We start from the raw sequence: 22,927 nt of genomic DNA, 5'->3' as shown, positions 1-22,927 counted from the left end.
GGCACTGGGGGAGGCACGCATGCCCGCGGCTAGGTACGGCTCGATGCCCGCGGCTGCCTGCGGCTGCGAAGCCGCAGGGCTACAACGTGCCCCGTCAGGGACGCGGGGAACCGCGCGACCAGCCACCACACACCCGCAGGCGAACAACAGCCCCGGCCGGGCAGCCCCCCGAAGGGACACGGGGAACTGCGCGACCAGCCACCACACACCCGCAGGCGAACAACAGCCCCGGCCGGGCGGCCCCCGAAGGGGCGCGGGGAACTGCGCGACCAGCCACAACGCGCCCGCAAGCGAACGACAGCCCCGGCCGGGCAGCCCCCCGAAGGGACGCGGGGAACCGCGCGAGCGGCCACCACGCGCCCGCAGGCGAACGGCGGCCCGGGCGGGGCAGTGCCCTGGAGGGGGCGCGGGGGCGCAGCCCACGTGAGTGGGGTTCGGGGCGGGCTACTGGTCCGAGGAGAAGCGGAGGGCTGCCGGGGGGATGTTCGCGTCGCACCAGACCCTCGCACCGGTCCGGAGTTCGTTGTCCGCGCCGACGACCGCGCCGTCGCCGATGACCGTCCCGGTCAGCACGCTGCGTTCGCCGACGCGGGCCCGGCTGCCGATGAGGGAGTCGGTGATGACCGCGCCCGGCTCGATGACCGCGCCCGGCAGGATGGTCGAGCCGAAGACCCGCACGCCCTCGGCGACGAACGCGCCCTCGCCGACCACCGTGCCGCCCGTCAGCTTGGCGTCCGGCGCGACCCGTGCCGTGGGAAGGACGAGCCGGTCGCCGCAGCGGCCCGGGACCGCCGGGGACGGGGCGCGCCCCATGACCAGGTCGGCCGAGCCGCGGACGAACGCGGCCGGGGTGCCGAGGTCCAGCCAGTAGGTGGAGTCGACCATGCCCTGGAGGTGCGCTCCGGCGGAGAGGAGGTCGGGGAAGGTCTCGCGTTCGACCGAGACGGGGCGGCCCGCCGGGATGGTGTCGATGACGGAGCGGCGGAAGACGTACGCCCCCGCGTTGATCTGGTCGGTGACGATCTCCTCCGGCGTCTGCGGCTTCTCCAGGAAGGCGAGGACGCGCCCGGTGTCGTCGGTGGGGACGAGGCCGTACGCCCTCGGGTCGGTCACCTGGGTCAGGTGCAGGGAGACGTCCGCGCCGGTCGAGGCGTGCGTGTGGACGAGCCGGCGGATGTCGAGCCCCGTGAGGATGTCGCCGTTGAAGACGAGGACGGGGTCCTCCGGCCCGGAGTGCAGGCGCCCGGCGACGTTGCGGATGGCGCCGCCGGTGCCGAGGGGCTCGTCCTCGGTGACGTACTCGATGTGCAGGCCGAGCGCGGAGCCGTCGCCGAAGTACGGTTCGAAGACCTCGGCCAGATAGCTCGTCGCGAGGACGATGTGATCCACGCCCGCCGCTCTGGCCCGGGCCAGCTGGTGCGTGAGGAACGGCACGCCGGCCGCCGGGACCATGGGCTTGGGTGTGTGCACCGTGAGCGGACGCAGCCGGGTTCCTTTGCCGCCGACCAGGAGGATCGCTTCTGTCACCTGTCGTCTCTGCTTCCTGCCGGGACCGGCCGAACTTCTCTTTTCGGCCGGCCAGTGTATGCAGACCGTGCGACGGTGCCCCCGTCGGCCGCGCGGCGACCCGAGGGATCGGCACGCGCTTTCACCCGTGCCGCCCTCACTTCGCCTCGCCGCGTCCTCCCCCGACGGCGGTGGACGCGCGCCCCGGCCTCAGCGCCCCTGGTAGCGGGCCGCCGTGGAGCGGGCCGTGCCGAGCTTGGCGTAGAGCCGTTTGCCCGGGCATGACGTGGCGAACCCGTCCCGATGACCGGAGATCACGTTCAGTCGTACGATCTTCCCTTTTGCGTAGAGATTGCCACCCCCCGACGTGAGAGACGTCTTTCCGCGCGGATCGGCTCCATAGAGGCCGAGTTTCCATGCGGCGAGCCGCGCGACGGCCTGCACGACGGCACGGGACGGCTTGGCGGAGCCATAGCTGCCGATCACGGCGATGCCCATGCTGTCGGTGTTGAACCCGCGGGTGTGCGCGCCGTAGACCGCCTTCGCCACTCCTCCGGCCCGGCCCTCGTAGACGGTTCCGCACTTGTCGACGAGGAAGTTGTAGCCGATGTCCCGCCAGCCCATGCTCTTGACGTGGTAGCGGTAGATACCCCGGATGACGGAGGGCGCCTGCGCGCAGGTGTACGTGTTGCCGGTGGCCGTGTGGTGCACGAAGGCCGCCTTGACCCTCTTCGTGTAGACGAAGCCGCCCCTGCGCAGTGACTCGTTCGCGCCCCAGCCGCGGCGCGTCACGATGCGCGGCCGGGGTCCGACGTACGGCTTCGCCCGCAGGCCGCCGCCCTCGCGCCGGGCGAGTTCCCGCTCGGTGGCGCTCTTGCTGAGCGCCGGGATCTCGGTGGCGCCGTACGGGACCAGGTCGGTGTTGGCGGCGGAGGCCGCGACCACCGCGTCGCCGCGGGTGCCGGCGGCGACGCGCGGAGCGCCGGCGGGCGGGCCCGGGAGCGGCGCCCGCTCGCCGGGGTCGACGAGTTGCAGCCGCAGTCCGGCGGGCAGGGGTGAACGCCCGGCTCCGGCACGGCTCCTGTCCGGTCCCTCCGCCGCGGCGGCCCGGACCCGCAGGTCGACGCCGTCCGAATCGCCCACCCACAGCGGTGCCGTGGCGCCGCGCACCAGGCCGGAGGTCCGCTCGGCTGTTCCGGGGTCGGCGCCGTGGTCGTCGTTGTGCGTGTCGATGTCCTGCCAGCCGGACCAGGTGCCGGTCGCGGTGGACCGGGTGCGCACCTGGACCCGGCCGTGCAGGGCGGTGTCCGGGTCGTCCCAGATGACACCGACGAGGGAGAACCGCCGTACGCCCGCGCGGTACAGGCCCTGCTCGGGGGCGGCGCCCAGGACGCGTGCGCGGGAGAGGGGCACGAGGGGCAGCGACCGGGTGCTGCCGGGGAGCGCCGCCGCGTCCGGCTTCTCATGTGCCGTCAGCGCGGCGGTGGTGGTGGTGCGTTCCGCCCGTACGGTCCCGGCGGTCGCGGGCGGCGTCAGCGGCAGCGCGAGAACGGCCGCGCACGTGACGCCGATCGAGGTAGTGAGGAATCCACGCATGCCCATGATCCTGGGCATAGTCGTACAAATCTGTCCATCGGGAGCCGGCCGCGAACTGACGGTCCGTCGGGAAACCGTTCCGCCGAACCGGTGGCCGAGCCACCCGCCGCCCGCCCGGGGCCCGGCGTACCCTTGCGCGGGTGAACGCCACCGACCACACCCCTGCCGACCTGCTGCGATCCGCGCTCGCCGCGGATCCCGGACGCCCCTTGGTGACCTTCTACGACGATGCCACGGGCGAACGCGTCGAACTGTCCGTGGCCACCTTCGCCAATTGGGTGGCCAAGACCGCGAACCTCCTCCAGGGCGAACTGTCCGCCGCACCCGGCGACCGGGTCGCCCTGCTGCTGCCGGCGCACTGGCAGACGGCGGTGTGGCTGCTGGCCTGTTCGTCGGTCGGCGTGATCGCGGACATGGCCGGGGATCCGTCCGTGGCGGACGTCGTCGTCAGCGGCCCGGACGACCTGGAGGCGGCGCGGGCCTGCCGCGGCGAGCGGGTCGCCCTCGCGCTACGGCCGTTGGGCGGGCGCTTCCCGCAGACCCCGGCCGGGTTCGTCGACTACGCGGTGGAAGTGCCGGGCCAGGGTGACCGGTTCGTCCCGTTCGCCCCGGTCGATCCCGAGGAGCCGGCGCTGATCGTCGCCGGGGCGGAGTACAGCGCGGCGGAGGTCGTGGAGCGGGCGGCCTCGGACGCGGGCGCGCTGGGTCTTGCGGGGCCGGGGGCCCGGCTGCTGTCGGGGCTGCCGTACGACACGTGGGAGGGGTTGAGCGCGGGGCTGTTCGCGCCGTTGGCTGTCGGGGGGTCTGTCGTGCTGTGCAGGAACCTGCCGGTGGGAGACGAGGGGGTTGTGGCTCGGCGGATCGAGAGTGAGCGGGTGGGGGTTGTGCGCCGCTAAGGGGGGCCTGGGGCGCGTTGGCCGGTGCGGGTGCGTCGTGGTTGTTCGCGCAGTTCCCCGCGCCCCTGTGGGGTGCCTGGGGCGCGTTGGCCGGTGCGGGTGCGTCGTGGTTGTTCGCGCAGTTCCCCGCGCCCCTGTGAGAGGGGTCTGGGGCGCGTTGGCCGGTGCGGGTGCGTCGTGGTTGTTCGCGCAGTTCCCCGCGCCCCTGTGGGGTGCCTGGGGCGCGTTGGCCGGTGCGGGTGCGTCGTGGTTGTTCGCGCAGTTCCCCGCGCCCCTGTGAGAGGGGTCTGGGGCGCGTTGGCCGGTGCGGGTGCGTCGTGGTTGTTCGCGCAGTTCCCCGCGCCCCTGTGGGGGGTGCCTGGGGCGCGTTGGCCGGTGCGGGTGCGTCGTGGTTGTTCGCGCAGTTCCCCGCGCCCCTGACGGGGCGCGCTGCAGTCACCCGGGTGGAGTAGTAACTATCCGCCTTGCCCCGGTCTCCGGGTGATCGTCGTAGGAGCAGGAACCGAACGCTCGTACGTCGTCGTGAGGGGGCCGCATCGTGGAGGAGGAAGCGCGGCGGCGTCGGCGGCGGCGGCGGTGGGTCAAGGGTGGGGTGCTCGGGGCTGTCATGCTCGTGGCGGGGGGCGCCGGGGTGGGGTGGGCGCTGTATGCCCGGCTCAGCGGCAACATCACCGCCGATGACGCGGCGGCCGCCGAACTCGCCCGGTACGAGCGGGAGCGGCCGACCGCGCTGGTGCGGGGCGCGCAGAACATCCTGTTGATCGGGTCCGACACGCGGGCCGGGGACGGCAACGGCGCGTACGGGCGGGACTCGGGCACCGAGCGGTCCGACACGACGATCCTGCTGCATCTGGCGGCCGACCGGCGCAGCGCCACCGCCGTGTCCATACCCCGGGACCTGATGGTGGCCGTGCCGGGCTGCAGGCGGCCGGACGGCAGCCGCAGTGCGCCCGCGTTCACCATGTTCAACCACGCCTTCGAGACGGGCGGCTCGGCGTGCACGATCCGCACCGTGGAGAAGCTGACCGACATCCGGGTCGACCATCACATGGTGGTCGACTTCAGCGGGTTCAAGGACATGGTGGACGCCGTCGACGGGGTGCGGGTGTGCCTGAAGGAGCCCATCGACGACAAGGCGGCGAAGCTGAAGCTGCCGGCGGGCCCGGTGACGCTCGACGGGGAGCAGGCGCTCGGGTTCGTACGGGCCCGCAAGTCGCTCGGTGACGGCAGCGACACCGAGCGGATGGACCGGCAGCAGATGTTCCTGGCCGCGCTGGTCGACAAGGTGCGCGGCGACGACGTGCTGCTGAACCCGGTGAAGCTGTATCCGGTGCTGGAGGCGGCCACCTCGTCGCTGACCACGGATCCGGAACTGGCAAGTCTGGGCGGTTTGTACCAGTTGGTGCGGGGGCTGCGGAAGATCCCCACCGAACATGTGCAGTTCCTGACGGTGCCGAGGGAGCCGTACGCCGCGAACGCCGACCGCGACCAGTTGGTGGAGGACCGGGCGCGGACGCTGTTCGCGCGGCTGCGCGCGGACCGGCCGGTGGCCGTCGCGAAGGACATTCCGCGCGAAGAGGGGACGAACGGGCCGTCCGACGACCCCTCCCCCGTGCCGGTCTTCCGCGGCAGCACGGCCGCCGGGCGGGCCTGCGGGTAACCCGGGAGCAGTCTTCTCGTAAAACGAGCGCCAAGGCGACGAACCTGTGTTCAGGGGTATGAGAGGGATTGCCCGGTTGTAGGGAGGTGGAATTCGTCACCGGCGTCGCTCTTCCCTGAACTGGCCGGATAGTGTGAGCGGTCCGGTGCACCCGGCCACGAGGTCCTCTCTGCGGTCGAGCACTGTTTCACCGAGAACCGGGCGCCTTTGAGGGGGAAGGCGCCGCGTGCCCCGACGGAGGATCGGACAACCGTGGACGCGCAAGGCCGTGGGCGGGCGGACGAGGTCGACCCCGCAGACCAGTGGGTACGCAATCCGGTCACCGGCGAATACGAACTGCGACTGAGCCCTTCCGCACCGCAGTCACCGGTGCCCGGACCCCGCAGACCGGGTCCCCGGGACAACGCCGGTGTGCCGCGTGCCCGTACGGCACCGCACAGCGGGCACCCGCAGGAGCCGGGCCCGGCGCGCGCCGACGTGCCCGGACCGCGCCGGGCCCGGCGCGGCGGTGAGCCGGAGGTGCCGCCGGGGCGGCGCGGGCACCGGCCGGTGAAGAAGAAGTCGAAGGTCAAGAAGGCACTGCTGTGGACCGGTGGGTCCATGGCGTTCGTGCTGGTCGCCGTCAGCGCGGCGGGCTACCTCTACATCAGGCACCTGAACAACAACATCACGTCCGTCTCCGACGACGGCGCGAGCACCGGTGGCTTCCACAAGGACCAGGCCATCAACATCCTGCTGATGGGCACGGACAAGCGCACCGGCAAGGGCAACGAGGGCTACGGCGACAAGGGCAGCGTCGGCCACGCGGACACCACGATCCTGCTGCACCTCTCCCAGGACCGCACGAACGCGACGGCGCTGAGCATCCCGCGCGACCTGATCGTGAACGTGCCGGACTGCCCGACGACCCAGCCCGACGGATCCACGAAGGTCATCCCCGGCACCCAGAACGTCCGTTTCAACACGAGCCTCGGCCAGGACGGCCGGACGCCGAGCTGCACCGTGCGCACGGTGACCGAGCTGACCGGGATCAGGGCGGACGACTTCATGGTCGCCGACTTCAACGCGGTCAAGACGCTGACCGAGGCCGTCGGAGGCGTCGAGGTGTGTCTGGCCCACAACATCGACGACCCCGACTCGCACCTGAAGCTCTCCAAGGGCACGCACAACATCTCCGGCGACCAGGCGCTGGCGTTCGTGCGCACCCGGCACTCCGTCGGCTTCGGCGGCGACCTGAGCCGGATCACCCTGCAGCAGCAGTTCCTGAGCGCGCTGATGCGCAAGCTGAAGGGCAACTCCACGCTCACCAGCCCCACGAAGATGCTGAAACTGGCCGAGGCGGGCACCAAGGCGCTGACGGTCGACGACAAGCTGGACAGCATCGGCAAGCTGAAGGACCTGGGTCTGGAGCTGGGCAAGCTCAACCCGAAGAACCTGACCTTCACCACGGTGCCGGTCGTGGACAACCCGGCGGAGAAGGTCCACGCGACGGTCGTCCTCAACAACGCGACGGCCCCAGCGGTGTTCGACGCGATCAAGAACGACGTCTCCTTCACCGAGGTGAAGAAGAAGAAAAAGGCGGCCAAGGACGCGGCGGCGGCCCGGCTGAAGGGCTCCAAGGCGCCGGCCTCCGACGTCAGGGTGCGGATCCTCAACGGCGGCGCCGTCGCCGGCAGCGCGCAGCAGACGCTGGAGTGGCTGCAGAACCAGGAGGGCGTCCTGAAGTCGGAGAACTCGGGCAACGCTCCGGCGGAGCTGAGCAGGACCACGCTGGAGTACTCGCCCGACCAGGCGCCCCAGGCGCGCCGGCTGGCCGATCTGATGGGCCTGCCCGGTACGGCACTCAAGCCGGGCAAGAGCGTCATCAACTCCCAGGGGGTGCCGGCGATGACGCTGACCCTGGGCAAGGACTTCAAGGGTGCGGGCGTGTCCCTCACCGCTCCGACGAAGGCGCCGGACGTCGACAAGTCCACTGCGGACAAGGTGAAGTGCGCTTCGTAGGTAACCCAAGGGGCCCCTCGTGCGTCTAAGTGGACGCGGGACGGACCCGTGGTGGGGCGCAAGGTGGGGAGGGCAGCGAGTTTGACGCAGAGCGGTGTGCGGGGGAAGGCTCCTGCGGTCGAGGACACGATGTCGCTCGCGCCGCAGACCTCGGGTCCGTCAGGCGGGTCCGGACGGCACGGCGGCGGACGGCGGCGGGGAGGGCAGAAGACCGAACGCCGGCGGCGCAGACGACGCGTCCTGCGCTGGTCGGCGACCGTGCTGGCGGTGGTCATACTCGGCACGGCCGGCGCCGGATACCTCTACTACCGGCACCTGAACGACAGCATCCGCAAGGGTGAACGTTCCGCCGGTGACTCCAAGGCCCGCAAGACGGCGCCGAACGCGGCCGGCCAGACGCCGCTGAACATCCTGCTGATCGGCTCCGACAGCCGTAACTCCGCGGAGGACCTGAAGCTCGGCGGCTCCAAGGAGAGCGTCGGCGCCCCGCCGCTCGCCGACGTGCAGATGCTCATCCACCTCTCCGCGGACCGCAAGAGCGCCGCCATGGTCTCCGTCCCGCGCGACACCCGGGTGCACATCCCCGAGTGCAAGGACCCGAAGACCGGCAAGGTGTATCCGGCGACGGACGACATCATCAACACCACGCTGGCCCGTGGCGGGGCCGGCTGCACGCTGTCCACCTGGGAGAACCTCACCGGGGTCTACATCGACCACTGGATGACGATCGACTTCTCGGGCGTGGTGCGGATGGCGGACGCCATCGGCGGCGTCGACGTCTGCGTGAAGCAGAACGTGTGGGACCACTCCACCCCGATGGTGCACGGCGGCTCCGGCCTGAAGCTGACGGCCGGCACCCACCAGGTGAAGGGCGAGCAGGCCCTGCAGTGGCTGCGCACCCGGCACGCCTGGGGCAGTGACCTGATGCGCGCCCGCGCACAGCACATGTACCTGAACTCGATGATGCGCAAGCTGAGGAGCCAGAACGTCTTCACCGACACCGGGCATCTGATGGACCTCGCCGAGGCGGCCGTCAAGTCGCTGTCGGTGTCCAAGGAGATCGGCACGGTCAAGAAGCTCTACGACCTGGGCATGGAGCTGAAGTCGGTGCCGTCGAACCGCATCACGTCGGTGACGATGCCGAACGTGCAGGACCCGCTGAACAAGGAACACGTCGTCCCCGACAAGCCCAACGCGGACAAGATGTGGCAGCTGCTCCGCGACGACGTGGCCTTCGACAAGAACGGCAAGAAGTCCGCGGCGAAGGACGACGGCAAGTCCAAGGACGAGCCTGCCAAGAAGCCGTCGACCGACGCGGCCCGGCTGGGCGTGCTGGTGCAGAACGCCACCCAGACCTCCACCGACGCGGCGGTGCCGCACCGGGCCGGGTCGATCGCCGATCTGCTCGCGCAGCAGGGCTACACCCGGGCGACCTCCGACACCTCGGAGACGCTGTCGGAGGACCAGACGGTCGTCCAGTACCCGAGCGCGGAGCTGGAGGGCGACGCGCAGGCCGTGGCGAAGTCCCTGGGCATCCCGATGAGTTCGGTGAAGAAGTCGACCGGCGTCTCCGGCGTCACGGTCGTCGTCGGCTCGGACTGGCGGACCGGGAACACCTACCCCAAGCAGGCCCCGCCGAAGGCCGGTGACCTGCCGAGCAACTCGGACGCGATCAACGGCGGCGACACCTCGCAGTGCATGGACGTGTACGGGCCCTACCGCTGGTAGCGGCCGGGGTTTTGCAGGAAGGCGCCCTCCGGGGCGCCTTCTTGTTTATGTTGGTCGCGTCCTGAACAGCGAACAGCGCGCACGCCGAGGAGAGCAGACGTCATGGCGGATGACACCACAGCAGCGGGGGACGAGGGCATCGCGCGGGTGGCGCGGCTGCGGACCGATGTGTCGCACTCGGCGCGGATCTGGAACTACTGGCTGGGCGGCAAGGACCACTACCCGGTGGACGAGGAGGTCGGGGACCAGATCCTCGGCTTCGTGCCGGCGCTCCCCCGCTCGGCCGTCGCCGACCGGGCGTTCCTGTCCCGTGCCGTACGGCATCTCGCCGGGCAGGAGGGGATCCGGCAGTTCCTGGACATCGGCACCGGGCTGCCGACCGCCGACAACACGCACGAGGTCGCCCAGCGCGTCGACCCCTCCTGCCGGATCGTCTACGTCGACAACGACCCGCTGGTCCTCACCCACGCACACGCCCTGCTCACCAGCACCCGCGAAGGCGGCACCGACTACATCGAGGCCGACGTCCAGGACCCCGAGAAGATCATCCGGGGCGCGGCCGAGACGCTGGACTTCGACCGGCCGGTGGCCATCACCATGCTGGGCATCCTCAACTTCGTGATGGACACCGACGAGGCCGTCTCCATCGTGCACCGGCTGCTGGACGCCGTGCCCGCCGGCAGCCACCTGGTGATCTCCCACCCCACGACCGAGGTCGACGGCGAGGCCATGACGCAGGCCGTGGAGTACTGGAACAGCCAGGGCTCGGCCCTGATGACGCTGCGCAGCCGCGCCGACCTGAGCCGCCTCTTCGACCGGGTCGACCTGCTGGAGCCCGGCCTCGTCTCCTGCTCCCGCTGGCGCCCCGAGCCGGGCACCGCCGAGCCGGTGGAGGTCACCCACTTCGGCGGGGTGGGCAGGAAGGGGTAGCGCTCCGCTGGAGAGGGGGCGTGGATGCCGTCGGGTCAGCTGCGACGCCGTCGTGGCTGGGCGCGCCCACACGGCGGAGACACAGGTGAATACAGCCCCGCGCCCCTGCGGGGCGCACCGACGTCCCGCTAAGGCAAGCTGCTGCCATGACGATCATGGATGCGACCGAGGCCTTCGACTCCGCCGAGCGGGCCATGTGGGACGGGCGGGCGCGGGTGTACGCCGACAGCTTCGCCCTGTTGTGCGCGCACCCGGTGCCGGAATTGCTCGACGCCGCCCGGGTGTCCGCCGGTACCCGGGTCCTGGACGTCGGCACGGGCCCGGGGACGGCCGCCCTGGCCGCTCTGGAGCGGGGTGCGCGGGTACGGGCCGTGGACGCCGACCCCGGGATGGTCGCGGCCGCCCAGGCGCGGGGCGTGCCGGCCGAGGTCGCCGTGCTGCCCCGACTGCCCTTCGCGGACGGTGAGTTCGACGCCGTCATCGCCAACTTCGTGCTCAACCACGTCGGCCGGCCCCGCGCCGCGCTCGCCGAGCTGCGGCGGGTGCTGCGGCCCGGTGGGCGGCTCGCGCTCACCCTGTGGAGCGGCCGGCGCGGGGCCGGGCAGGACCTGCTCGGGCGGGCCTGCGCGGCGGGCGGTGCCGTACCGCCGTCGTACCTGCCGAAGCTGGCGGCGGACGAGGACTTCCCGCGGACGACGGCCGGGCTCGCGGACCTGCTCACCGGGGCCGGGTTCACCGGTGCCGAGGCCGTCGAGTCGGCCTGGGACCACCGGACGACCGTCGAGGAGTGGTGGGGCGGCGCGACCGGCGGGGTCGCCACCGTCGGGCTGGTCGTGACCTCGCAGGACGCGGAGACGGTCGTACGGATCCGGCGGGAGTACGAGCGGCTGTGCGCCGAGTTCACCGCCGGGGACCGCGAAGGGGAAGGCGACGGGGACCGCGACGGGGACGCCGATGGGGAAGGGCGCCTGGCCCTTCCCCATGTGGCACTGCTCGGCTCGGCGACCGCCTGAACCCGAGGCGGCCCGAGCGTTCTCAGTTGCCGCTGACCGTGACCTTCTGGTCGTTCTTCAGCTCGTCCACCAGCGTCTTGACCTTGGCCTTGTCCCAGACCAGGTTGCCGCCCGTGGAGCCGGAGATCGGCATGTTCATCGAGGTGCCGCCACCGCTGTTGACGTTCTTCATGGCCCAGAACATCGACGCCAGGTCCCACAGGGACATGTCCTTGTCGACGATCAGGGAGTCCAGGCCGGCGCCCATGGTCGGGTAGAACGTGAAGGGGTTCAGGAGCGTCGACGGGGTCGCCACCTGGTGGGCGAGGGCCGCGAGGAACTTCTGCTGGTTCTTCGTCCGCTGCAGGTCGGACGCCGCGAAGGCGTGCCGGGTGCGGACGAAGGCCAGGGCCTGCTCGCCGTTCAGGGTCTGCTTGCCGGCCTTGAAGTCGGCACCGGAGTAGGAGTCCTTGAAGCCCTTGTCGATGGTGAGGGTCACACCGCCGACCGCGTCCACGATCTTCGCGAAGCCCTGGAAGCCGATCTCCACGTAGTGGTCGATGTGCAGACCGGTGTTGAACTCGATGGTGCGCACCAGGAGGGTCGGACCGTCCTCGGCGTACGCCGCGTTCAGCTTCGTGTGCCGGCCGGTGTCCGGGTAGACCTTCCCGGACTGCGAGCCCTTGTACGACGGGATCTCCACGTTCGAGTCACGCGGCAGCGAGATCAGCGTGTCCCCGTTGTCGCCGACGTGCAGGATCATCATCGAGTCGGTGCGCTTGCCCTCGGCGGAGCCCGTGTGCAGCTTCTTCTCGTCCGCCTTGGTCATGCCCTCGCGGCTGTCCGAGCCGACGATCAGGTAGTTCGTGCCCTGACCCGTCTCCGGCCGGTCGATGACCTTGGAGAGGTCGACCTCGCGGCGCAGCTTGGAGTCGGCCCAGAAATAGGTCGCCACCGATGTGACGATCAGCACGGTCACCAGCGTGAGGGCGGTCCACTTGATCCGCCGCCGCCAGTTCGGCGCGGGCCGGGCCGACCGGACGGGGGCGCCGGCCGGGCCGTCACCGCCATGACCGCCGTGCCCGTGACCGCCGTAGACCTGGCCGGTGTTGTAGCCGCTGTCGTACTCGCCGTAACCGTCGTCGTAGCCCTGGCCGTCGACGTACGACGGCTGCTGCGGGACGCCGGCGCCGTACGGCGGCGCCGACGGACCGGGGTTGCCGTACGAGCGCTGCCCGGGCGGCACCGGGCCGCGCCGCGGCACCTGGCGCATCACGCGGGCGCCCTCCGGCTGCTCGCCTGCGCTGCCGTGTCCGTAGCGGGAGCGGGAGCCGCGGTTGTCGTCGGACCATCCCTCGGGCCAGTCATTCATGCGCCCCAGTGTGCAGGGCGCTGGTATGTGCCTTACAAGAGCTGTCGGAAAATCAGGGCGGTGCTGTTGCGAACCCGACACAAATTCCGCGAATGTCGCTTCGGCATAAGGTGGGGGTCATGACAGACCAGGCCACGGATCCGGTGGCGGACACGGACTCGGACATCCCGGGCAAGCCCACGTCCGCGTCCCGCACCACGCTCAGCCACATCATGACCCACAACGACACCAACCTGCTGGGGACGGTGCACGGCGGGGTGATCATGAAGCTGGTCGACGACGCGGCGGGGGCCGTGGCCGGGCGGCACTCCGGCGGTCCCGCCGTCACCGCGTCCATGGACGAGATGGCCTTCCTGGAGCCGGTGCGCGTCGGTGACCTGGTCCATGTGAAGGCACAGGTCAACTGGACCGGCCGCACCTCGATGGAGGTCGGTGTCCGGGTCCTGGCCGAGCGCTGGAACGAGTCCTCCCCGCCCACCCAGGTCGGCTCGGCCTACCTGGTGTTCGCGGCCGTCGACGCGGACGGGAAGCCGCGCCGGGTGCCGCCGGTGGTCCCGGAGACCGACCGCGACCGGCGCCGGTACCAGGAGGCCCAGATCCGCCGCACCCACCGGCTGGCGCGCCGCCGCGAAATTCGCGAGCTGCGGGAGCAGAGGGTGGCCGAAGGGTTCGAGGACTGACGCTTCGCTTTGTCACGCCGGTTCACCGGTGCGCCCCCAAGGGGCGCGGGGCTGTGTCTGACGTGCGGCTCCGCCGCGTGGGCGCGACAAGCCACAACGCACCCGCACCAGACCCACTACGTACCGGAGCACAGCTCCTCGTCCCCCCGCACCACACTGGGACTCGGCTCCGGCTCGGCCGGGTTCGCGACCCGCACCTTGCGCACCGCCGTGAAGTCGGCGCCCGCCGTGACCTTCAGCACGGCCCCCAGCCCCGGCACCGCCCGCAGCTCGCTGCCCGGCAGGGCCGCCGCGAGGGAGCGGGCCGAGCGGTCCCAGCGGGGGTCGTAGGAGACGACCGTGCGCTTGACGGCGTGGTCGGCCGCCGCCACCGGCAGTCGGGTGGTGGCGAATCCGGCCGCCGCCAGCGCCGCGTCGACGCGCTTGCCGAGGCCGCTCGTGGCCGTGCCGTTCTCCACCTGCACCTTGATCTGGTGCGGGTCCACCTCCACCGGCGCCGGTGCGGGCGCGCTCTTCGGGCGGTCGGTGGTGAGCGGTTTGTCGTCGCGCAGGGACTGGAACAGCTTGTCGGCGGCCGGCTGGTTCCACTTCAGGGTCGAACCGATGCCCTTGACGGGGAAGTTCATCTGGCCGATGGGCACGGTGGTGAACTCGGAGGAGGAGGGCGAGAAGTTGCGCATCGCCCGCCCGAGGTCGAGCAGTTCATCGGCACCGAAGCCCTCGTCCGCGCGGACCGAGCCGAGCACCGCCCGGGTGACGTCCCGGAACTTGATCGGGTTCAGCAGGACACCGGAGGAGGTGGCCCGGCCGATCAGCGCGGCCAGGAACTTCTGCTGCCGCTTCATCCGGCCCAGGTCGCTGGCCGCGTCCAGGTGCCGGGAGCGTACGTACTGCAGGGCCTGTCCGCCCATCAGGGTGTGCGTGCCGGCCGTCAGGTCGAGGCCGGTGTAGGAGTCCTTCAAAGGCGTCGGCGTGCAGATGGTGACCCCGCCGAGGACGTCGACGGTCTTCATGAAGCTGGTGAAGTCGACCTCCAGGTAGTGGTCGATCTTCAGGTGGGTCATGCCCTCGACGGTGCGCACGGTCAGCTGGGGGCCGCCCTCCGCGTATGCCGCGTTCAGCTTGAGCGGGTGCGGGCCGTGCCGCTGTCCGGAGTTCAGGTCGACGTGCGCGGGCACCTCGACGTAGGAATCGCGGGGCAGGCTGACCACGGTGGCCCGGTTCCGGTCCTCCGAGATGTGCACGATCATGATCGTGTCGGTGCAGTGGCAGGGCGCCCCGCCGAGGTGGTACGCCTGCCGCTGCTGCTCGCTGATCTTGTCGCGCCCGTCCGTGCCGACCAGCAGGATGTTCATGCCGTGGCCGGCGCGCGGGCGGTTCTTCATGTCCTTGAAGGCGTCGACCCGGGCAATCCCCGCGTCCAGGCTGCTGACGACCGCGTGCCCGATCCCGGCGGCCGCGAGCACCACCACGGACAGCGTGGTCGCCGCGCGCATCGCCCAGCGCGGCCGTCGGCGCCGGACGGGGGGTGCCGGCGGTCTGGGCACGCGGCGGGCGGGCTGCGGACGGCGCTGTGGCCGGGCAGGGGACCGTGGCGGGCTGGGCAAGGGACACCTCCAGGCGACGGCCGTACGTGGGATCGTGAGCACCGTAGGCCGATACGATCCTCATCCCGCGTTCACGCCCCGGTGGCGCGCATAGCTGTCCCCCGTTCGCGGTAACGTGAGCCCCCTATGAACGCCAAGCCCGACGTGCGGCTCCCCGCTGTGTCCGTGATCATGCCCGTCCTCAACGAGGAACGGCATCTGCGCGGGGCCGTCCAAGCGATCCTCGCGCAGGAGTACGCCGGCGAGATGGAGGTCGTGATCGCCCTCGGTCCGTCCACGGACCGCACGGACGAGATCGCCGCCGAGCTCGTGTCCGACGATCCGCGCGTCCACACGGTCCCGAATCCGACCGGGCGCACTCCGGCCGCCCTGAACGCCGCGATCAAGGCGTCCCGGCATCCGGTCGTCGTCCGCGTCGACGGCCACGGCATCCTCTCGCCGAACTACATCGCGACGGCGGTACGGCTGCTGGAGGAGACCGGCGCGCAGAACGTCGGCGGCGTCATGCACGCCGAGGGCGAGAACGCCTGGGAGGACGCCGTCGCGGCCGCGATGACGTCGAAGATCGGCGTGGGCAACGCGGCCTTCCACACGGGCGGCCAGGCGGGCCCGGCCGAGACGGTCTACCTCGGCGTCTTCCGCCGCGAGGCCCTGGAACGGCAGGGCGGCTACAACGAGGAGTTCATCCGCGCCCAGGACTGGGAGCTGAACTTCCGCATCCGTGAGGCGGGCGGCCTGATCTGGTTCTCGCCCGAGCTGAGGGTGTCGTACCGCCCGCGGCCGAGCGTGAAGGCGCTCGCCAAGCAGTACAAGGACTACGGCCGCTGGCGCCACGTCGTCGCCCGCTACCACTCCGGCTCGATCAACCTGCGCTACCTCGCCCCGCCCACGGCGGTCTGCGCGATAGCCGCGGGCCTGGTGGCGGGCGCGGCCCTGACCCCGTGGGCCCTCGTCGTCCCGGGCGGCTACCTCGCGGCGATCGCCGCGGGCTCCCTCCCGGCGGGCAGGGGGCTGCCGCTGAAGGCCCGTCTCCAGATCCCCGTTGCCCTGGCCACGATGCACATGTCCTGGGGCTACGGCTTCCTGACCAGCCCGAAGGCCCTGGCCCGCAAGGTCATCGCCTCCCGCCGCCCGGCGGTGGTGGCGGAAGAAGAGCCGCTGGCGCGGGACTGAACCACCCGCACCACCCCGGACGTACGGCGGTGCCGGCACCCCTAGGGGATGCCGGCACCGCCGCGTTCACGCCCTACGGCAGGTTGCGGGCCATCACGATCCGCTGGACTTGGTTCGTGCCCTCATAAATCTGCGTGATCTTGGCATCGCGCATCATGCGCTCCACCGGGTAGTCGCGGGTGTAGCCGTAACCGCCGAGGAGCTGGACGGCGTCGGTGGTGACCTCCATGGCGACGTCGGAGGCGAAGCACTTGGCGGCGGCGCCCTGGAAGGTGAGGTCCTTGTCGCCGCGCTCGGACTTGGCGGCGGCCGCGTAGGTCAGCTGGCGGGCGGCCTCGATCTTCATGGCCATGTCGGCGAGCATGAACTGGATGCCCTGGAAGTCGGCGATCGGCTTGCCGAACTGCTTGCGCTCCTGGACGTAGCCCTTGGCGTAGTCGAGGGCGCCCTGGGCGACGCCGAGGGCCTGGGCGGCGATGGTGATGCGGGTGTGGTCCAGGGTCTTCATCGCCGTGGCGAAGCCGGTGCCCTCCTCGCCGATCATGCGGTCGGCGGGGATGCGGACGTTGTCGAAGTAGACCTCGCGGGTCGGGGAGCCCTTGATGCCGAGCTTCTTCTCGGGCGCGCCGAAGGAGACGCCCTCGTCGGACTTCTCGACGACGAACGCCGAGATGCCCTTGGAGCGCTTGGTGGGGTCGGTGACCGCCATCACCGTGTAGTACTCGGAGACGCCCGCGTTGGTGATCCAGCGCTTCACGCCGTTGAGGACGTAGTGGTCGCCGTCGCGGACCGCCTTCGTCTTCATGCCGGCCGCGTCCGAGCCGGCGTCCGGCTCGGAGAGGCAGTACGAGAACATCGCCTCGCCCTGGGCGAGCGGGGTCAGGTACTTCTTCTTGATGTCCTCGCCGCCGGAGAGGATCACGGGGAGCGAGCCCAGCTTGTTCACGGCCGGGATGAGGGAGGAGGACACGCAGGCGCGGGCCACCTCCTCGATCACGATGACCGTGGCGAGGGCGTCGGCGCCGGCGCCGCCGTACTCCTCGGGGACGTGCACGGCGTGCAGGTCGTTCGCGACCAGGGCGTCGAGCGCCTCCTGCGGGAAGCGGGCCTCTTCGTCCACCGCTGCCGCGAACGGCGCGATCTTCGCCTCGACCAGCGAGCGGACGGCGTCACGGAGCATGTCGTGCTCCTCGGACGGGCGGTACAGGTCGAAGTCAGCCGATCCGGCCAAGGTCTCTCACGCTCCAAAGACGCAGTGACGCTAATTACCGTTAAGTAACCCAATTTTAAAACGTCGGCCGGGACCCGCCTACGTGACCTTGACGACAGCGGGAAAACTGCCCGGCCCACGGCCCGACTATGCTCAGGCACCGCATCACCGACGTCACCGAGGGGGAGCACCCATGAGCCTCAAGATCACCGTGATCGGCACCGGTTACCTCGGCGCCACGCACGCCGCGGCCATGGCCGAGCTCGGTTTCGAGGTGCTGGGCCTGGACGTCGTGCCCGAGAAGATCGCGATGCTGGAGCGCGGCGAGACCCCCATGTACGAGCCGGGGCTCGACGAGCTGCTGCGCCGGCACGTGGCCGGGATCGAGGGTTCCTCCGGGCGGCTTCGGTTCACCACCGACTGGGCCGAGGTGGCGGAGTTCGGCGATGTGCACTTCGTGTGCGTGAACACCCCGCAGAAGCACGGCGAGTACGCGTGCGACATGTCGTACGTCGACTCCGCCATCGCCTCGCTCGCCCCGCACCTGACGGGTCCCGCGCTGGTCGTCGGCAAGTCGACCGTGCCCGTCGGGTCGGCGGACCGGCTCGCCGCCTACCTCGCCGAGCACGCGCCGGCCGGCGCCGACGCCGAGCTGGCCTGGAACCCGGAGTTCCTGCGGGAGGGCTTCGCCGTCGAGGACACGCTGCACCCGGACCGGATCGTGGTCGGCGTGCGCGGCGAGCGGGCCGAGAAGCTGCTGCGGGAGGTGTACGCGACCCCGGTCGGCGAGGGCACGCCGTTCGTGGTGACCGACTTCCCGACGGCCGAGCTGGTGAAGACGGCCGCGAACTCCTTCCTGGCGACCAAGATCTCGTTCATCAACGCGATGGCGGAGGTGTGCGAGGCGGCCGGCGGTGACGTGGCGAAGCTGGCCGAGGCCATCGGCTACGACGACCGGATCGGGCGGAAGTTCCTGCGCGCCGGGATCGGGTTCGGCGGTGGCTGTCTGCCCAAGGACATCCGGGCCTTCATGGCGCGCGCCGGTGAGCTGGGCGCGGACCAGGCGCTGACGTTCCTGCGGGAGATCGACTCCATCAACATGCGCCGGCGCGGGCAGATGGTCGAGATGGCGCGGGAGGCGCTGGGCGGCGGTTCGTTCCTGGGCAAGCGGGTCGCGGTGCTCGGCGCCACCTTCAAGCCGGACTCGGACGACGTCCGGGACTCGCCCGCGCTGAACGTGGCCGGTCAGATCCACCTCCAGGGCGGTCAGGTGACCGTGTACGACCCGAAGGGCATGGAGAACGCCAGGCGGCTGTTCCCGACGCTGGGGTACGCCGACTCGGCGCGGGAGGCGGTCCGGGGTGCCGACGTGGTCCTGCACCTGACCGAGTGGCGGGAGTTCCGTGAGCTGGACCCGGCCGCGCTGGGCGAGGTCGCGTCGGTACGGTTGATGCTGGACGGGCGCAACGCGCTGGACCCGGAGCTGTGGCGGCGGGCGGGGTGGACGTACCGGGCGATGGGGCGGCCGACGGCCTGACCCGTTTCCCTCACCGGCACTCGGAAGGACGCCGGTTCGGCCGAGGCTCAGTCGGCCGAACCGGCGTCTTTCCGCATTCTGCACCACGGACACATCCGTGGCCGATGAACGCCCGTGGGGTTTACGTCTCCTTGGTCCTGCTGGACTGCTCGGGCTGCCCGGGCTGACCGGCCTGCCTGGGCTCCTTGGCCCGGTAGCGGCGCATCTTGGCGCGGGCCCCGCACACCTGCATGGAGCACCAGCGGCCGCGTCCGGCGGGGCTGCGGTCGTAGTACGCCCAGTGGCAGGTGGGGGACTCGCAGGCCTTGAGCCGGGTCCACGTGCCGGCCACGAGCGCCTCGGCGACGGCTGCGGCGATCCGGGCCGGCAGAGGCTCGGGGTCGGCCGGGGCGAGGGCCGCGGAGCCGTCCGCCGGATCGACGGTGACGTGCAGCGGGACGCGGGCGAGCAGGTCCCCGAGGGGGGTGACCGCGCGGTGCGGCGGGTGCCCGGCGTGCGCCAGCAGGGTCGCGCGCAGGGACTCGCGCAGTTCCCGTGCCTCTTCCAGCCGCTCCGGATCGTCGGTGAGCCCGAGGCGGGCCCTGCATTCCGCGGTGTCCAGCGCGTCCGCTCCCGAGGCGAAGTCCACGGTGTTCAGCAGGGACTCGACCAGGGCCAGGCCTCCCGGCGCGGGCGCTCTCTCACTCATGTCCGCACCGTACCTCCCGTATATCGGTTGCCAGGGTAACCACCTATGGGGCAGCATGCGGTAACGGTTACCGGTAGTCCTCATCTGAGGGTAACTCCGGCTTCGCAGTGTTCTCCGAGGAGGAAGTCATGGCTCTGGCCACGATGGATGTCGTCGTCCTGGACTGCCCCGACCCGCGCGCGCTCGCCGGGTTCTACGCCGAGGTGCTGGGCGGCAGCGTCGAGGGGGACGGGGAGTGGGTGGACCTGAAGCTGCCGGGCGGCACCTCGCTGGCCTTCCAGCAGGCACCGGGGTTCGTGCCGCCGAGCTGGCCCGCGCCGGACGCCTCGCAGCAGTTCCACCTGGACCTGAAGGTGCAGGACCTGGACGCGGCCGAGAAGGGGGTACTGGAACGTGGGGCGCGTCCGCTGGACACCGAGGACCGTTCGCGGAACTGGCGTGTGTACGCCGACCCCGCGGGGCACCCCTTCTGTCTCTGCGCCTGCTGAACAGACCGGGAGGACACCATGGCGTCCGTCGCTCGACTCCGTTCCGTCGTACTCGACTGCCCCGACCCGCACGCACTCGCCGCGTTCTACTCGGCGGTGGCGGGCGGCACCCCGGAGGCCGAGGACGACGACTGGGTGGTCCTCCAGGTCCCGGACGGCCCCCGGCTCGCCTTCCAGCGGGCCGAGGGCCACACCCCGCCCCAGTGGCCGCACGCCGACCACGACTCCCAGCAGTTCCACCTCGACTTCGACGCCGGCCCCACCTGGGCCGACATCGACACCGCCCACGAACGCGTCCTCGCCCTCGGCGCCCGCCCCCTGGACCTCACCGACCGCGAGAAAAAGGACTTCCAGGTCTACGCGGACCCGGCGGGCCACCCGTTCTGCCTGTGCAGGATCGAGGGGTAACTCTCCATCGACGTCCAGGGGCGCCCCACCCTCAACGGCGTGCCCGGCTCGCCTTCGCGACGAAATCCGCCGCCCGCAAAACCCTCTGCACATTCCCCCAGGCCAACAGGGACACCTCCGTATCGGACCACCCCCGCCGGACCAGCTCGGCGATGAGGTGGGGATATCGGGAGGTGTCGGCCAGCCCCTGCGGATGCGCCGCCCCGCAGTCGTACATACCGGCCAGCCCCACACACTCGGCCCCCGCCACCGCCCGCACACGGTCGAGGTGATCGGCGACGTCCCGCACCGTCGGCCCGGTCTGTTCCGCGCTCAGCGGCACCATGCACAGCCCCTTGGCCTCCCCCAGTGCGGCCAGCAGGTCGTCGGTCAGGTTGGCGGGGTGCGGCCGCAGCGCGCGGGCGGCGGAGCGGGTGCACAGCACCGGCGTCCTGGACAGGACGGTGACCCGCCGGACGACGGCCTCACCGGCGCCGGAGAGGTCGGCGAGCACGCCGAGCCGGTTCATCTCGCGCACGACCTCCTCGCCGAACCGGGTCAGCCCGGCCTCACCGGCCCAGGGGGTGCCGGTGAGGGTGAGGAGGCGTACGCCGAGGGCGTGCAGGATGCGCAGGATGCCGAGGGAGCCGTCGAGCACGGCGGCCTGGGCGGGGCCGAGGACGACGGCGACCCGGCCGCAGTGGTGGGCGTCGATGACCTGCCCGGCGGTGCGTGCCAGGCGCAGCCCCTCCGGGTGGGCGGCGATCACGGTGCGGGCGAGGTCGAGCTGTTCCAGGGCGGCGGCCACCGCCCGGTCGCCGGCGAGGTCCTCGGGCAGGTGCAGGGACCAGAACAGGGCGCCGACGTGGCCCTCGCGGAGCCGGGGCAGGTCGGTGGCGACGGCACTCTCGCCGAGTTCGAGGTCGTACCAGGGCAGGTGGCGCAGCGCCCGGGGCAGTGCGTTGTGGCCGTCGGCGACGGGATGGGAGGCGAGCAGGGCGCGGGCGCGTTCCAGGGCTTCGCCCTCGGGGAAGCGCGGCTCCTCGGGAAGGTACGGCTCCTCGGGGAATGGGTCGTCCGGCAGTCCGCCGGCCGCCGCGACCTCGGTCGTGGCGGGCGGGTCGTCCTGGAGGTCGGCCATGGCGGGCTCCGTACGTCGTCTGCTGCTACGGCGTCATCTCTGCGGGTGGCGTACGGCCACCGTCGCACGGAGCGAAGGGGGACTTCCTGGTGAGTGGGGCGTTCGGGGGTACGGCGCCCGGCCCGGCCCGTACCCCCCTCGGCGCCTCGCCGGTTCAGCCGTCCAGTGCGTCGATCGTCGCGTTGGACGGGGCGTGCCGTGCCTGGAGGTCGCGGGCGGTGTCCTCGGCGGCACCCAGGACGCGTACCGCGTTCTGCCAGGTCAGCTTGGCCAGGTCGGGCTTGGACCAGCCGCGGTCCAGCAGTTCGGCGATCAGGTTGGGGTAGCCGGAGACGTCGTTCAGGCCGTCCGGGGTGAACGCGGTGCCGTCGTAGTCGCCGCCGATGCCGAGGTGGTCGATGCCGGCGACCTCGCGCATGTGGTCGAGGTGGTCGGCGACCGTCGCGGTGGTGGCGACCGGGCGCGGAGTGTGCTCCTCGAAGGCGCGGTGGACCTTCATCGCCTCCTCGGTGGTGTCGAGGTGGTGGAAGCCGTGGGCGCGCATGTTCTCGTCGGCCGCTGCCGTCCAGTCGACGGCGGCCTGGAGCACGAACTTCGGCACGAAGGTGACCATGGCGACGCCGCCGTTGGCGGGGAGGCGTTCGAGGACGTCGTCCGGGATGTTGCGGGGGTGGTCGCAGACGGCCCGGGCGGAGGAGTGGGAGAAGATCACCGGCGCGACGGAGGTGTCGAGCGCGTCCCGCATGGTCGTCGCCGCCACGTGGGAGAGGTCGACGAGCATGCCGAGCCGGTTCATCTCGCGGACGACCTCGCGGCCGAACGCCGACAGGCCGCCGACGTTCGGTTCGTCGGTCGCGGAGTCCGCCCAGGCCACGTTGTCGTTGTGGGTGAGCGTCATGTAGCGCACGCCGAGCCCGTACAACCCGCGGAGCGTGCCGAGGGAGCCCGCGATCGAGTGGCCGCCCTCGGCGCCCATGAGGGAGGCGATGCGGCCCTCGGCGCGGGCCGACTCCATGTCGGCGGCCGTGAGCGCGGGCGCCAGGTGCTCGGGGTAGCGGGCGAGCAACTGCCGTACGCAGTCGATCTGTTCCAGAGTGGCGGGGACCGCGTCGGGCAGGTCGGAGCGGACGTACACCGACCAGTACTGCGCGCCGACGCCGCCCTCGCGCAGGCGGGGCAGGTCGGTGTGCAGGTGGGCGCCCTGGTCGCCGGCGATGTCGCGGGCGGCGAGGTCGTAGCGGACCTGCTCGCGCAGCGCGTACGGCAGGTCGTTGTGGCCGTCGACGACGGGGAACTCGCGCAGCAGGGCGCGGGCGTCTTCGAGGGAGGTCACGG

General features: G+C 71.5%; 19 protein-coding genes. 11 read left to right on the top strand and 8 right to left on the bottom strand.

Annotated elements, in window-relative coordinates:
* Nucleotides 1-444 precede the first annotated feature (444 nt).
* Nucleotides 445-1,527, bottom strand: coding sequence for an NDP-sugar synthase (locus tag DBP14_RS21585; RefSeq protein WP_129308800.1), 1,083 nt, complete (start codon nucleotides 1,525-1,527; stop codon nucleotides 445-447).
* Nucleotides 1,528-1,716: 189 nt separating this feature from the next.
* Complete coding sequence (locus DBP14_RS21580; protein WP_241740998.1) at nucleotides 1,717-3,102, bottom strand: peptidoglycan recognition protein; 1,386 nt, start codon at nucleotides 3,100-3,102, stop codon at nucleotides 1,717-1,719.
* A 140-nt stretch (nucleotides 3,103-3,242) separates the two neighbouring features.
* Between DBP14_RS21580 and DBP14_RS21575 the strand changes: the two genes are divergently transcribed.
* The 6 genes from DBP14_RS21575 to DBP14_RS21550 all read left to right on the top strand — a co-directional run bounded on the left by DBP14_RS21575 (nucleotide 3,243) and on the right by DBP14_RS21550 (nucleotide 11,330).
* Nucleotides 3,243-3,998 (top strand): TIGR03089 family protein, encoded by a 756-nt coding sequence (locus tag DBP14_RS21575; protein ID WP_129308798.1) that lies wholly within the window; start codon nucleotides 3,243-3,245, stop codon nucleotides 3,996-3,998.
* Between the two features lie 607 nt (nucleotides 3,999-4,605).
* Nucleotides 4,606-5,658 carry an LCP family protein gene (locus DBP14_RS21570; RefSeq protein ID WP_129308797.1) on the top strand — a complete coding sequence of 351 codons (1,053 nt, stop codon included), beginning with the start codon at nucleotides 4,606-4,608 and terminating at the stop codon, nucleotides 5,656-5,658.
* Nucleotides 5,659-5,910: 252 nt separating this feature from the next.
* Nucleotides 5,911-7,659, top strand: a complete 1,749-nt coding sequence (locus tag DBP14_RS21565; protein ID WP_129308796.1) for an LCP family protein — start codon at nucleotides 5,911-5,913, stop codon at nucleotides 7,657-7,659.
* A 129-nt stretch (nucleotides 7,660-7,788) separates the two neighbouring features.
* Nucleotides 7,789-9,387, top strand: coding sequence for an LCP family protein (locus tag DBP14_RS21560; RefSeq protein ID WP_129312006.1), 1,599 nt, complete (start codon nucleotides 7,789-7,791; stop codon nucleotides 9,385-9,387).
* Between the two features lie 102 nt (nucleotides 9,388-9,489).
* The gene (locus DBP14_RS21555) at nucleotides 9,490-10,317 is read left to right on the top strand and encodes an SAM-dependent methyltransferase (RefSeq protein WP_129308795.1); all 828 of its coding nucleotides are present in this window, start codon (nucleotides 9,490-9,492) and stop codon (nucleotides 10,315-10,317) included.
* A gap of 146 nt (nucleotides 10,318-10,463) precedes the next feature.
* A complete protein-coding gene (locus DBP14_RS21550) occupies nucleotides 10,464-11,330 on the top strand; it encodes a class I SAM-dependent methyltransferase (protein ID WP_129308794.1) in 867 nt (288 codons plus the stop codon).
* Nucleotides 11,331-11,352: 22 nt separating this feature from the next.
* Here DBP14_RS21550 and DBP14_RS21545 read toward each other — a convergent pair whose 3' ends face one another.
* Nucleotides 11,353-12,681, bottom strand: coding sequence for an LCP family protein (locus tag DBP14_RS21545; RefSeq protein ID WP_206739318.1), 1,329 nt, complete (start codon nucleotides 12,679-12,681; stop codon nucleotides 11,353-11,355).
* A gap of 119 nt (nucleotides 12,682-12,800) precedes the next feature.
* Here DBP14_RS21545 and DBP14_RS21540 point away from each other — a divergent pair, with 119 nt between their 5' ends.
* Entirely contained in the window at nucleotides 12,801-13,361 is a 561-nt protein-coding gene (locus DBP14_RS21540) for an acyl-CoA thioesterase (RefSeq protein ID WP_206739317.1), read from the top strand.
* A 116-nt stretch (nucleotides 13,362-13,477) separates the two neighbouring features.
* Here the strand turns inward: DBP14_RS21540 and DBP14_RS21535 are convergent, their stop codons facing one another.
* On the bottom strand, nucleotides 13,478-14,857 hold the full coding sequence (locus DBP14_RS21535) for an LCP family protein (protein ID WP_164992382.1): 1,380 nt from the start codon (nucleotides 14,855-14,857) through the stop codon (nucleotides 13,478-13,480).
* Nucleotides 14,858-15,094: 237 nt separating this feature from the next.
* On the opposite strand from DBP14_RS21535, the gene DBP14_RS21530 reads away from it, so the two are divergent.
* Nucleotides 15,095-16,141, top strand: coding sequence for a glycosyltransferase family 2 protein (locus tag DBP14_RS21530; RefSeq protein WP_129308791.1), 1,047 nt, complete (start codon nucleotides 15,095-15,097; stop codon nucleotides 16,139-16,141).
* Nucleotides 16,142-16,214: 73 nt separating this feature from the next.
* On the opposite strand, the gene DBP14_RS21525 is transcribed toward DBP14_RS21530, so the two are convergent.
* Nucleotides 16,215-17,372, bottom strand: coding sequence for an acyl-CoA dehydrogenase (locus DBP14_RS21525; protein WP_129308790.1), 1,158 nt, complete (start codon nucleotides 17,370-17,372; stop codon nucleotides 16,215-16,217).
* A 172-nt stretch (nucleotides 17,373-17,544) separates the two neighbouring features.
* On the opposite strand from DBP14_RS21525, the gene DBP14_RS21520 reads away from it, so the two are divergent.
* On the top strand, nucleotides 17,545-18,888 hold the full coding sequence (locus tag DBP14_RS21520; protein ID WP_129308789.1) for a UDP-glucose/GDP-mannose dehydrogenase family protein: 1,344 nt from the start codon (nucleotides 17,545-17,547) through the stop codon (nucleotides 18,886-18,888).
* 121 nt (nucleotides 18,889-19,009) lie between these two features.
* Here DBP14_RS21520 and DBP14_RS21515 read toward each other — a convergent pair whose 3' ends face one another.
* On the bottom strand, nucleotides 19,010-19,576 hold the full coding sequence (locus tag DBP14_RS21515; protein WP_129308788.1) for a CGNR zinc finger domain-containing protein: 567 nt from the start codon (nucleotides 19,574-19,576) through the stop codon (nucleotides 19,010-19,012).
* Nucleotides 19,577-19,704: 128 nt separating this feature from the next.
* On the opposite strand from DBP14_RS21515, the gene DBP14_RS21510 reads away from it, so the two are divergent.
* Both DBP14_RS21510 and DBP14_RS21505 read left to right on the top strand, forming a co-directional pair.
* Entirely contained in the window at nucleotides 19,705-20,064 is a 360-nt protein-coding gene (locus tag DBP14_RS21510) for a VOC family protein (protein WP_129308787.1), read from the top strand.
* A gap of 18 nt (nucleotides 20,065-20,082) precedes the next feature.
* Complete coding sequence (locus DBP14_RS21505; RefSeq protein ID WP_129308786.1) at nucleotides 20,083-20,472, top strand: VOC family protein; 390 nt, start codon at nucleotides 20,083-20,085, stop codon at nucleotides 20,470-20,472.
* A gap of 31 nt (nucleotides 20,473-20,503) precedes the next feature.
* On the opposite strand, the gene DBP14_RS21500 is transcribed toward DBP14_RS21505, so the two are convergent.
* Together DBP14_RS21500 and DBP14_RS21495 are read right to left on the bottom strand one after the other, a co-directional pair.
* Nucleotides 20,504-21,592, bottom strand: a complete 1,089-nt coding sequence (locus DBP14_RS21500; protein WP_129308785.1) for a dipeptidase — start codon at nucleotides 21,590-21,592, stop codon at nucleotides 20,504-20,506.
* A 154-nt stretch (nucleotides 21,593-21,746) separates the two neighbouring features.
* On the bottom strand, nucleotides 21,747-22,925 hold the full coding sequence (locus DBP14_RS21495) for a dipeptidase (RefSeq protein ID WP_129308784.1): 1,179 nt from the start codon (nucleotides 22,923-22,925) through the stop codon (nucleotides 21,747-21,749).
* Between the last annotated feature and the right edge of the window lie 2 nt (nucleotides 22,926-22,927).

Origin of the sequence: Streptomyces sp. L2 (assembly GCF_004124325.1) — a bacterium.
In the GTDB taxonomy this organism is placed as follows: domain Bacteria; phylum Actinomycetota; class Actinomycetes; order Streptomycetales; family Streptomycetaceae; genus Streptomyces.
This window is presented reverse-complemented; position numbering and strand designations above follow the sequence as displayed.

Excerpts from the sequence above, each read along its gene's own strand:
- DBP14_RS21580 (WP_241740998.1), bottom strand. The coding sequence starts at position 3,102 with ATGCGTGGATTCCTCACTACCTCGATCGGCGTCACGTGCGCGGCCGTT.
- DBP14_RS21570 (WP_129308797.1), top strand. The coding sequence starts at position 4,606 with ATGCTCGTGGCGGGGGGCGCCGGGGTGGGGTGGGCGCTGTATGCCCGG.
- DBP14_RS21560 (WP_129312006.1), top strand. The coding sequence starts at position 7,789 with ATGTCGCTCGCGCCGCAGACCTCGGGTCCGTCAGGCGGGTCCGGACGG.
- DBP14_RS21555 (WP_129308795.1), top strand. The coding sequence starts at position 9,490 with ATGGCGGATGACACCACAGCAGCGGGGGACGAGGGCATCGCGCGGGTG.
- DBP14_RS21550 (WP_129308794.1), top strand. The coding sequence starts at position 10,464 with ATGACGATCATGGATGCGACCGAGGCCTTCGACTCCGCCGAGCGGGCC.
- DBP14_RS21545 (WP_206739318.1), bottom strand. The coding sequence starts at position 12,681 with ATGAATGACTGGCCCGAGGGATGGTCCGACGACAACCGCGGCTCCCGC.
- DBP14_RS21540 (WP_206739317.1), top strand. The coding sequence starts at position 12,801 with ATGACAGACCAGGCCACGGATCCGGTGGCGGACACGGACTCGGACATC.
- DBP14_RS21535 (WP_164992382.1), bottom strand. The coding sequence starts at position 14,857 with ATGCGCGCGGCGACCACGCTGTCCGTGGTGGTGCTCGCGGCCGCCGGG.
- DBP14_RS21530 (WP_129308791.1), top strand. The coding sequence starts at position 15,095 with ATGAACGCCAAGCCCGACGTGCGGCTCCCCGCTGTGTCCGTGATCATG.
- DBP14_RS21520 (WP_129308789.1), top strand. The coding sequence starts at position 17,545 with ATGAGCCTCAAGATCACCGTGATCGGCACCGGTTACCTCGGCGCCACG.
- DBP14_RS21515 (WP_129308788.1), bottom strand. The coding sequence starts at position 19,576 with ATGAGTGAGAGAGCGCCCGCGCCGGGAGGCCTGGCCCTGGTCGAGTCC.
- DBP14_RS21510 (WP_129308787.1), top strand. The coding sequence starts at position 19,705 with ATGGCTCTGGCCACGATGGATGTCGTCGTCCTGGACTGCCCCGACCCG.
- DBP14_RS21505 (WP_129308786.1), top strand. The coding sequence starts at position 20,083 with ATGGCGTCCGTCGCTCGACTCCGTTCCGTCGTACTCGACTGCCCCGAC.
- DBP14_RS21500 (WP_129308785.1), bottom strand. The coding sequence starts at position 21,592 with ATGGCCGACCTCCAGGACGACCCGCCCGCCACGACCGAGGTCGCGGCG.